This window comes from Streptococcus sp. SK140 (assembly GCF_000259525.1).
Classification (GTDB): Bacteria; Bacillota; Bacilli; order Lactobacillales; family Streptococcaceae; genus Streptococcus.
Window position 1 is genome coordinate 1 of sequence record NZ_AJML01000018.1, and the last position, 8956, is coordinate 8956.

At 40.2% G+C, this 8956-nt stretch carries 6 protein-coding genes and 2 pseudogenes; 3 read left to right on the plus strand and 5 right to left on the minus strand.

The window, feature by feature from the left end:
- Window positions 1-1286 (minus strand): annotated as a pseudogene (locus HMPREF1116_RS12540) (Rib/alpha-like domain-containing protein); the annotation flags it as partial.
- 672 nt (window positions 1287-1958) lie between these two features.
- Window positions 1959-3347: pseudogene (locus tag HMPREF1116_RS12545) on the minus strand (KxYKxGKxW signal peptide domain-containing protein); the annotation flags it as partial.
- A gap of 279 nt (window positions 3348-3626) precedes the next feature.
- Between HMPREF1116_RS12545 and HMPREF1116_RS04915 the strand changes: the two are divergent.
- On the plus strand, window positions 3627-5096 hold the full coding sequence (locus tag HMPREF1116_RS04915) for a M protein trans-acting positive regulator PRD domain-containing protein (protein WP_001202282.1): 1470 nt from the start codon (window positions 3627-3629) through the stop codon (window positions 5094-5096).
- A gap of 191 nt (window positions 5097-5287) precedes the next feature.
- On the opposite strand, the gene HMPREF1116_RS04920 is transcribed toward HMPREF1116_RS04915, so the two are convergent.
- Both HMPREF1116_RS04920 and HMPREF1116_RS04925 read right to left on the minus strand, forming a co-directional pair.
- Entirely contained in the window at window positions 5288-5725 is a 438-nt protein-coding gene (locus HMPREF1116_RS04920) for an Rrf2 family transcriptional regulator (RefSeq protein ID WP_001167386.1), read from the minus strand.
- Window positions 5726-5796: 71 nt separating this feature from the next.
- Window positions 5797-6636, minus strand: a complete 840-nt coding sequence (locus HMPREF1116_RS04925) for a metallophosphoesterase family protein (protein ID WP_025171251.1) — start codon at window positions 6634-6636, stop codon at window positions 5797-5799.
- 147 nt (window positions 6637-6783) lie between these two features.
- Here HMPREF1116_RS04925 and HMPREF1116_RS04930 point away from each other — a divergent pair, with 147 nt between their 5' ends.
- Window positions 6784-7236, plus strand: coding sequence for a universal stress protein (locus HMPREF1116_RS04930; RefSeq protein WP_000194258.1), 453 nt, complete (start codon window positions 6784-6786; stop codon window positions 7234-7236).
- Between the two features lie 113 nt (window positions 7237-7349).
- Here HMPREF1116_RS04930 and HMPREF1116_RS04935 read toward each other — a convergent pair whose 3' ends face one another.
- The gene (locus HMPREF1116_RS04935; protein ID WP_000452103.1) at window positions 7350-8741 is read right to left on the minus strand and encodes a Cof-type HAD-IIB family hydrolase; all 1392 of its coding nucleotides are present in this window, start codon (window positions 8739-8741) and stop codon (window positions 7350-7352) included.
- A gap of 65 nt (window positions 8742-8806) precedes the next feature.
- Here HMPREF1116_RS04935 and HMPREF1116_RS12080 point away from each other — a divergent pair.
- Window positions 8807-8956, plus strand: a 150-nt coding sequence (locus HMPREF1116_RS12080) for an asparaginase domain-containing protein (RefSeq protein ID WP_007554841.1), incomplete at its 3' end; no start/stop codon positions are given.

The window sequence follows — 8956 nt, forward strand, 5'->3', positions numbered from 1 at the left end:
AATTGAATCTTGCGCATTTGGTGTTGAGCCTGGTGTCACTGTTTGCGCCTTAGCAGTCGGATCATTCTTATCTGCATCTGTGCGTGGATCTTTCACAGTACCTTAACTGGAACTTCATCCTTAGAACCATCTGGGTAAGTCACAACTACGATAGCGTCTTTCTCACCTTCTGTTGTTGTGTCTACTGGTGTCTTGTAAGCATAAGTCGTACCATTTGGAAGAGAACCAACATTTCCAATTGAATCTTGCGCATTTGGTGTTGAGCCTGGTGTCACTGTTTGCGCCTTAGCAGTCGGATCATTCTTATCTGCATCTGTGCGTGGATCTTTTACAGTAACCTTAACTGGAACTTCATAAGTTAACGTATCTGGGTAAGTAACTACTACTATCGCGTCTTTTTCACCTGGTGTTGCTGTATCGACTGGTGTCTTGTACTCGAAGGTTGTTCCCTTAGGTAGTTTGTCAAAGTTTCCGATTGAAGCTTCTGCTTTTGGTTCCTCACCAACTTTAACAGTTTGATCTTTAGCTGTTGGAGTGTTGTTTTCTGCATCAGATGTCTTATCTGGATCTTCTACAGTCACCTTAACTGGAACTTCATCTTTAGATCCGTCTGGGTATGTTACAACTACTGTCGCGTCTTTTTCACCTGGTGTTTCTGTATCTACTGGTGTCTTATAAGCAAAGCTAGTACCATATGGAAGTTCACCAGCATTGTCGATTGAGCCTTCAGCGTCTGGTGTTGAACCCTTGTAAATGTCTTGAGCTTTAGCTTTTGGATCGTTCTTATCTGCATCGCTACGTGGATCTTTTACAGTTACTTTAACTGGAACTTCATCAGTTGACTTATCGGGATAAGTAACTACTACTATCGCGTCTTTTTCACCTTTGGTTGCTGTATCTACTGGTGTCTTATAAGCAAAGGTAGTACCACTTGGAAGTTCACCTGTATTGTCGATTGAGTTTTTAGCGTCTGGTGTTGAACCTGGAGCAACTGTTTGTGCCTTAGCAGTTGGTGTGTATTTGTCTGCTTCCTTAGCCACTGGTGTAACTAAGTATGCAGCCGCAATCTTATCTACGGATTTATCAGGATAAGTAATTGTAACATTACCCTTTTCATCCGCAACGAATGTTGTTCCTTGTGGAAGCGTAGGATTCGCATCTCCAACTGCTTTCTCAATAGCTGCCTTCTCAGGGGCACTTACATTGTTAGGATCAGCAACTTCGATCTTATTAGCGACAACAGCTGGTGTGTACTTTTTAGAAGTCTCAAGCACTGTAATCGTAAGATTTCTCGTTACTACTTTCCCATTTTTATTTTTAACAGCATAGGTAGCAGTAGAACTACCTGCAGGCTGCGTCATATCAACATTACCACTATAGTATGCCTTACGCTGTCTATAAGTTGATGAGCCAGCTGTATCCAGGAAACCACCATTACGATCATTCGTATATGCTAGTCCTTTTGCCAAATAAGGATTATTAGGAATCCAAAATTTTTCAACTGACGGTGATCCTGCTGCTTGAATTGTTACATTGACAGGATCACCCGGGTAAACTGTAAGATGTGACTCGGTAACCAAAAGTTGAGTGTAGCTATCTCCACTAACTCCCCCACCTACATAGGTAATTGGTGATTTTGTAACCGTAATCGGTGCACTCTTAGCTGACTCACTTCCACCTACTGGTGTTGAAGTCGCTGTAATTTGTCCTTCTGGAAGACTATTTATTGGAGAGATAGTAGCAACACCTTGATTGTTTGCTACTGCTTCGCCGATCACAACTCCGTCATTATTGTAAAGCTTCACTGTAGAACCAGGTTCTGCTTTAACTGTCACATCAGCTGGCGTACTTGCTTTACCTGATAGATCTGAAGTGATCTCTGGCGCTTGGCCTGCTGGCTTATTAGTATCCGCTGGCTTATTAGTATCCGCAGGTTTATTTGATGGAGTAACTAGGTATGAAGCGTCAATCTTATCTGTTGATTTATCAGGATAAGTAATGACAAGATTTCCTCTTTGATCAACATTATATAAAGTACCTGGAGGGAAACTTGCATTTGCTTTTTTAGTTGCTGCGATAATTTTATTTTTCTCGTTTTCAGAAACATTGTTAAGATCAGCAACTTCTACTTTTTCACCTGGAACAGCATCAAGCTTCTTAGTAAGTTCCAAAACGGTAACTCTAAGGTCTCTCGTTACAAGTGCATTATTCTTACTTCTAACTGCGAAGGTCACAACAGTATCACCTGCTGGTTGGTCCCAAGCAACAGTACCTCCGTATCCGTTATTACGTCTTGTATAGGTCTCTGTTCCAGCTGTTTCTAAGTAAACACCTGTAGGTTTCAAACCCTTGACAGCTGTTGGATTATTAGGAACCCAAAAGGTTTCCATCTCTTTAGATACTGCTGTAACACCAATCTTAACAGACTCACCTGGATAAACAGTGATGTGTGATTTGGTAACGAGTAGTTGGGTATTATGACTATCGTTCCCTTTTGAAACACCACCTCCTGCTGAAGTTTTTTCTGCACGAGTCGCTGTGACAGGAGTGCTCTTAGGAGACTCACTTTCGCCTACTGGTGTAGCTGTCGCTGTAATTTCACCTACAGGAAGACTGTTTGTCGGAGTAATGGTCGCTACACCTTGAGCATCTGCTACTGCTTGACCGATAACAACACCATCATTATTGTAGAGTTTAACAGTTGAGCCTGCTGGTGCTTTAACAGTGACATCCGTTGCAGAACTTCCTTTTCCTTTAAGATCTGAAGTAATTTCTGGAGCCGCTACTGCCGCACGTGTTCTACGTGATTTAGCTACTTGAGAACCATCTTTAACTGTTTGAGCTGCTGTCAAATTTGCACTTGAACCATCTGCAAAAGTCACAACTACTGATCCGTCTGCTTGAACTTGAACATCAGTCGCTGTAGGGTTTGCTGCCTTAACAGCTGCTACAACTTTGGCTTTTTCTTCATTAGTAAGTGCTGATGGATTGTAGACCACTGTCACTTCTGGAGCTTGGATGCTATCTGCTTCCTTAGCTTTTTCAGCCGCTACTACTGGTTCTTCTTTAGAATTTTGAGTAGTTTTAACTTTTTCTTCAACCACTGCTGCTGGAGCGACTTCTACAGCTGGTGCTGCATAAGTTGTTTTCTCTTCAGCTGCTGCTGGCTTAACCCCCTCTGCTGTAGAGCTAGCTTCTGGCTTAGCTTCTACTGCATCTGCTTTGACTGATGGAGCTACTAACGCTGCCCCAACCGCAAAAACAAGCGAACAACCGAAAAGGAAATGTTTTCCTTTTTTGATCATACGCCAATTCTTTTGTTCTGCATTTTTTCGATTAAAATACATGAATCTTTTCTCCTAATTTTAAAAATTATAGCATGTCTTTAACATACAATTTAAATTATAAAACATAGCTTTGTTTTAGTCAATCATTTTAAACTATATATTTAAAAATTTTTTTCGATACAAAAAAATTCTAAAGCAATGATTTTTTACTAAAATATAATATAATAAACGCAGGCCAAATTCTTTGTTTTTTTGATTTACTTGTGATATAATAACTAACATCTTGAAAAATATGATTTTTGTTCGTTATAATCAATTTTATTACAGGAGGAACGATTTATGAGAGCCCTATTGACTCAAAAAGAACAAAGGCAATTAAGAATTTTAGAATATTTATTTGAAAATCCAGACTGGATCCACCTAGATCCCCTAGCAGAAGACCTAGATATCAACACCCGTATCATTAAAAGCGATATCAAGGAGATGCGCGAAGTTCTCTCTTGCTTCGAAATCCAATCTTCAACAGCTGGTATCAGACTCGCCAATAATAACAATTTAGGCATTGAACGAATTTACCGCCACATTTTACAAGATTCTTCTAACTTCCAAGTTTTGAGAGCATTCTTTTTATTAGAAGAACCATTCACCTATGAACATCTAGCTCAAACTCTTGATGTTTCGCTTCCTGCACTTCGAAAAAAAGTTGCTGAGATTAATCATACCTTGCAAAATAAATACCGCTTCAAACTCAAGGTCACTCCAATCTCTATCATTGGAGACGAAAAAGACATCCGTTTCTTTTTTGCCCAGTATTTCCATGAAGCCTATGGTTACTTCAAATGGCCATTTACTGATTCTAAGAAAGATATTGAAGAATTTGTTGCTTTCTTTCTTAAAATGACAGGATTTCCTGCCAATTATGCTAACTTGTTGCAGCTAGAAACACAAATAGCTGTTAATTTGCACCGATTTAAGATCGGTGCTACCATCCAAACAACGAGCGATTCTACAAATGATCTTCCTTTATATAATCAACTGCCAGAGTTCCAAGATCAACTCGAACCATTGGCTAAGCGTCTGAATATCGAGGTTAACCGTCATACCTTAGAACAAATCTTTGATTCTTATACTCAAAAAGGAATCTTCTATACTGTTGAAGATTTTCTAGCCGCCCGTTCAGATGATAAGGAAGTTGACCACTCTTACCACGCTGCTCGAGATGTCCTCGATAATTTGACTCGTGAATTTGGAATTCACTTTACAAATACAGACGAGCTAGTCTGGCACCTACACAATACCGCTCTTCTTGAACGTCAAGAAATCAACTCAGAATCCATCATTTCTCATAATAAATCCTATACGCTCAAAAAAATCCAGAAATTCTTCCCTGAATTTTACGAAGCGGCTGTTTTCGAAATGATGCGTTATAAGTCTAGCTTGGGACAAAAAGAACTGGCGCACGCTGTCGTCCATCTGGTTTACACTCTCTTGACTCACGCTTCAGATTTGATGGAACAACTGTTAGAATCTCAGAATAAGGTTCGTGTCCTTGTGTTGAGTGAATTTGACTTTGCTCATCCTCGGTCCCTCATGTCTCTCTATAAATACTACACTTCTAAAAATATCCAGTTTGAAACATGGGACAAGGCTACATTGAATGTTGATGAGATTATGGAGGCTGGATATGATGCCATTTTAACCAACTTTGATGTCGAAGGTTTAAAGCATCCAAAACTAATCAATATTGGACGTATGCCCCAGCTTCAAGTTATTAGCGAACTGAACACCATCTCGCTTGGTGATCTTTAAAAAAATATTGAAAATTAGAGTCGCTTAATCATCCGAATCTTAGAAAACAATTTCTATAACCTATAAAAGAGAAGAGACCGGAACTCCGATAATTGAAGTTCTGTTCTCTTCTCTTTTTACTTTTTTGATTTTTTAAAAAAGGGATTCAATGCTTTAAACCAAAAAGACTCTTTCTGCTACTTGTATAGTTTCTATTTCTCTATCCTTGCTTCTGCATCTGCTACAACTTGGGCAAGACTGGTTTGACTCAGTTCCTGCTCCATGGCTAGCTGAATCTTTTGTAATTTTTCATCTAAAATCCCATGGATATTTGCACCAACTGGACAGGCTGGATTTGGATTGTCATGAAAACTAAAGAGTTGACCAGTCTTTCCTAGACACTCAACTGCTTGGTAAACATCTAAAAGACTGATATCCTCTAGGTCTTTGATAATCTCTGCACCACCAGTTCCACGCGCAACTGAGATCAACTCAGCTTTTTTCAGTTGAGATAAGGTCTTACGGATAATGACAGGATTGACTCCAACGCTACTAGCAAGAAAATCACTGGTCACCTTACTTTCTTTCCCTTTCAAGGCTATGATAATCAACATATGGGTCGCGATGGTAAATCGACTTGAAATTTGCATAAGATTCTCCTTTTTCTATTAGACTAGTTCGTTTTTTACTTATATTTATTATATCTCTTGTAGTTGTAATGTCAAGAGTTACCACTAAGCCAGTCATCTAGTTCTGCATCATGCCCTTGACTTTGGGCAATTTCATGAAGTAGTTCCTGATTATGGGTATGGTGAATCCCATTAACCAAACTTTCATAATAAACTTGATAGTAGGGTAAATTTAAGTCTTTGGCTAGCTGTAATTCTGCCTCAATATCATAATTAACCCGGCGAAAATCGATATCTTTCAAGCCTTTTTCATCAAACTCTAAAATCATGTACTGAGCACGTAAGTCCTTGCGTAAATTTTCAGATAAAAAGAAGGGTTGACCAATGGAACCTGGATTCAGGATAAGCTGGCCACCACTACCATACCGAAGAAACTGTTGATGGATATGACCATAAATGGCAATATCGCAGTCAGGATTGGTGACAAGACGGTCAAAGTCCTCTTGCTTCCCAAGATGAATCAGCTCTCGTCCCCAATTTTTATCAGGCAAGTGGTGGCTAATCCCTAGTTTCAAATCTCCAAACTGGCGGTGCACTTGCAAGGGATAGTCCTGCAGTGCCTCAATTTCCTCGATGCTGAGCTCTTCCATAATATACTGACATTGGCGTAAGAGATAACGATGACTGGGTCTGGTTTCATCTAACTGACGATGGCAGGCGCGCCACAAGCTCTCCTCCCAATTCCCTAAAACTCTATGGGTGATGGGTAAAGTGTCCAGTATCTGGAGAATATTTTTTCGTCCTGTTCCAGGCATGAGGATATCTCCCAAGAGCCAATACTCATCAACCTCTGACTCCTGGGCATCTGCCAGAACAGCTTCTAAGGCTGTTGTATTGCCATGTATATCCGATAATACTGCGATTTTTGTCATATCTCTTCCTCTTAGCTTTTCTAGTTTTATTATAACAAACTCCAAGTCAAAGTCAAAAAGCATCTATCTTCTTCCTATCGTTTTTTACTTTACTTTTTTAGTGAAAAGGAATACAATGAATGTAATAAGAATGAGGAGGTTTTTGCTATGACACAACGTTATGAAAACATCATGGTAGCGGTTGACGGTTCTAAGGAAGCTGACTTGGCTTTCATCAAAGGGGTTCATTCAGCACTGCGTAACCAAGCAAAACTAACGATTGCTCATGTCATTGACACACGTGCTCTTCAAAGCATTTCAACATTTGATGCCGAAGTTTACGAAGAATTGCAAGTCGAGGCCAACGATTTGATGGCTGAATATGAAAAGCGTGCAAAAGATGCTGGGCTCACAGACATTAAAGTTGTTATTGAGATGGGAAATCCTAAAACTCTCTTAGCTAAAACAATTCCAGATAAAGAAAAGGTTGATTTGATTTTAGTTGGAGCAACAGGACTCAATGCCTTTGAGCGTCTGCTAGTTGGTTCTTCATCAGAATATATCCTACGCCATACCAGCGTTGACCTTCTCGTCGTTAGAGATAAGGATAAAACTTTGTAATAAAAACAGAAATGAGGTTGGGATTTTTCTCCTAACCTCATTTTTTATAAATTGTTGATGTCGTAGTTGGACCTAGGAACTCAAACATCATTCCAGGCTTCCTCTGCTATCGCCTATTTTTTATCTTCTCTTTCCTTATGGCGCTCATAGGCTTTTATCTGTCGCTCAATCTCCTTTTTAATAGCAGGCTCTGGAGCGTATTTTTCTTCCCAGTCATCTGGTTTTAGGATCTTGTGGGTCACTGGATCAAAATGAGCTTTTCCATCAGGGAACATTTTACCCATATTTGCTTGATGGACAATGTCAAAAATCCGTTCTGGATCCACCCCCATCAAAACAAAGCTACCATAGGTGAAGTACAAAGTATCAATCAAGGCATCCACTTGCCCTACCAAATCTTGCTTAGCAGGTGTTTTCTTGACTACTTTCTCTGCTGCTTGATCAAGAGCTTGGTGTAACTGTCCTACTGCCTGTTCGAAATCTTCTTCAGAAGAACTAGCAGCTCGAACAAACTCCACCAATTCTTCTAGCTTAAATCCCGCTCTATGGGTGGCACCTTCTAAGTCCCAAGCTTGGGGCTCCTCTTGAGTTCGTTCATCCATCATGTGATGGAAGGTCTTGACCTTATTAAAATGGTAATCACGGCTGACAAAGACTTTTTCTGAAGCCAGAACACCAAAATGCTCTAAAGCTTTGTGAATCCCATCTTGCTGGTTGCTGGTTGTGATATGCTTAGCGACTTCCTTGACACTGCTACTACCATTGCCCATGGCGACTGACATCCCAACACCCGCCAGCATCTCTAGGTCATTGTCCGAGTCACCAAAGGCCATGACTTGATTGAGATCAAAACCATACTCTTTTCCGACTCGGCGAATGCCCTCTAGCTTGGAATTTCCTTGATTGATGACATCGGCTGCAAAAGGATTACTACGAGTCAATTTCAAGTCTTGAAAATCAGCTGCCGCTTTTTCAGATTCTTCTGGCGTCATTAGCATCAAAACTTGATAAATGGGCTGATTCATCAACTGGAGCAAGTCTTCTTCCTTCTGAGGAACGACCTTACTCACCATTCGATTAAAGGAATGACTAACTGTACGGGTCAACATAGAGGGAACAAAACGACTCACTCTTTGCGAAAAAGAACCAAGACCAAAAGACATGATTTTTGAACCCAGCATGGCATCCTTGGTCCCCAAAGCAATCTCCTTGCCCTCTTTTTTGGCATAAGCTATCAACTGCCGTAAATGAGATTTGGAAAGAGGACTTGTAAACAAGACTCTGTCTTTATTAAAGATATATTGGCCGTTATAAGTTACAGCAAAATCCAGATCTAAATCATCCATTAAATCCTTAACAAAAAAAGGTCCTCGCCCTGTCGCTACTCCAACAAGCACTCCCTGGTCCTTCACAATCTTAATCGCGTCCTTAGTGGATTTCAAAACACTCTTGCGATCGTTGACCAGTGTTCCATCGATATCAAAAAAAACAGCTTTGACTTCCATCCTACCTCAATCTCCCCTTTTGTGATACAATGATTATACCACATTTCAGAAAGAGTGAGTAAATCATGCCTAAGAAAATCCTTGTTTTACATACGGGTGGTACTATTTCCATGCAAGCCGATGACTCTGGCGCTGTTGTGACTAGTCAAGACAACCCTATGAATCATGTATCCAATCCACTTGAGGGAGTTGAAGTCCACGCCCTCGACTTTTTT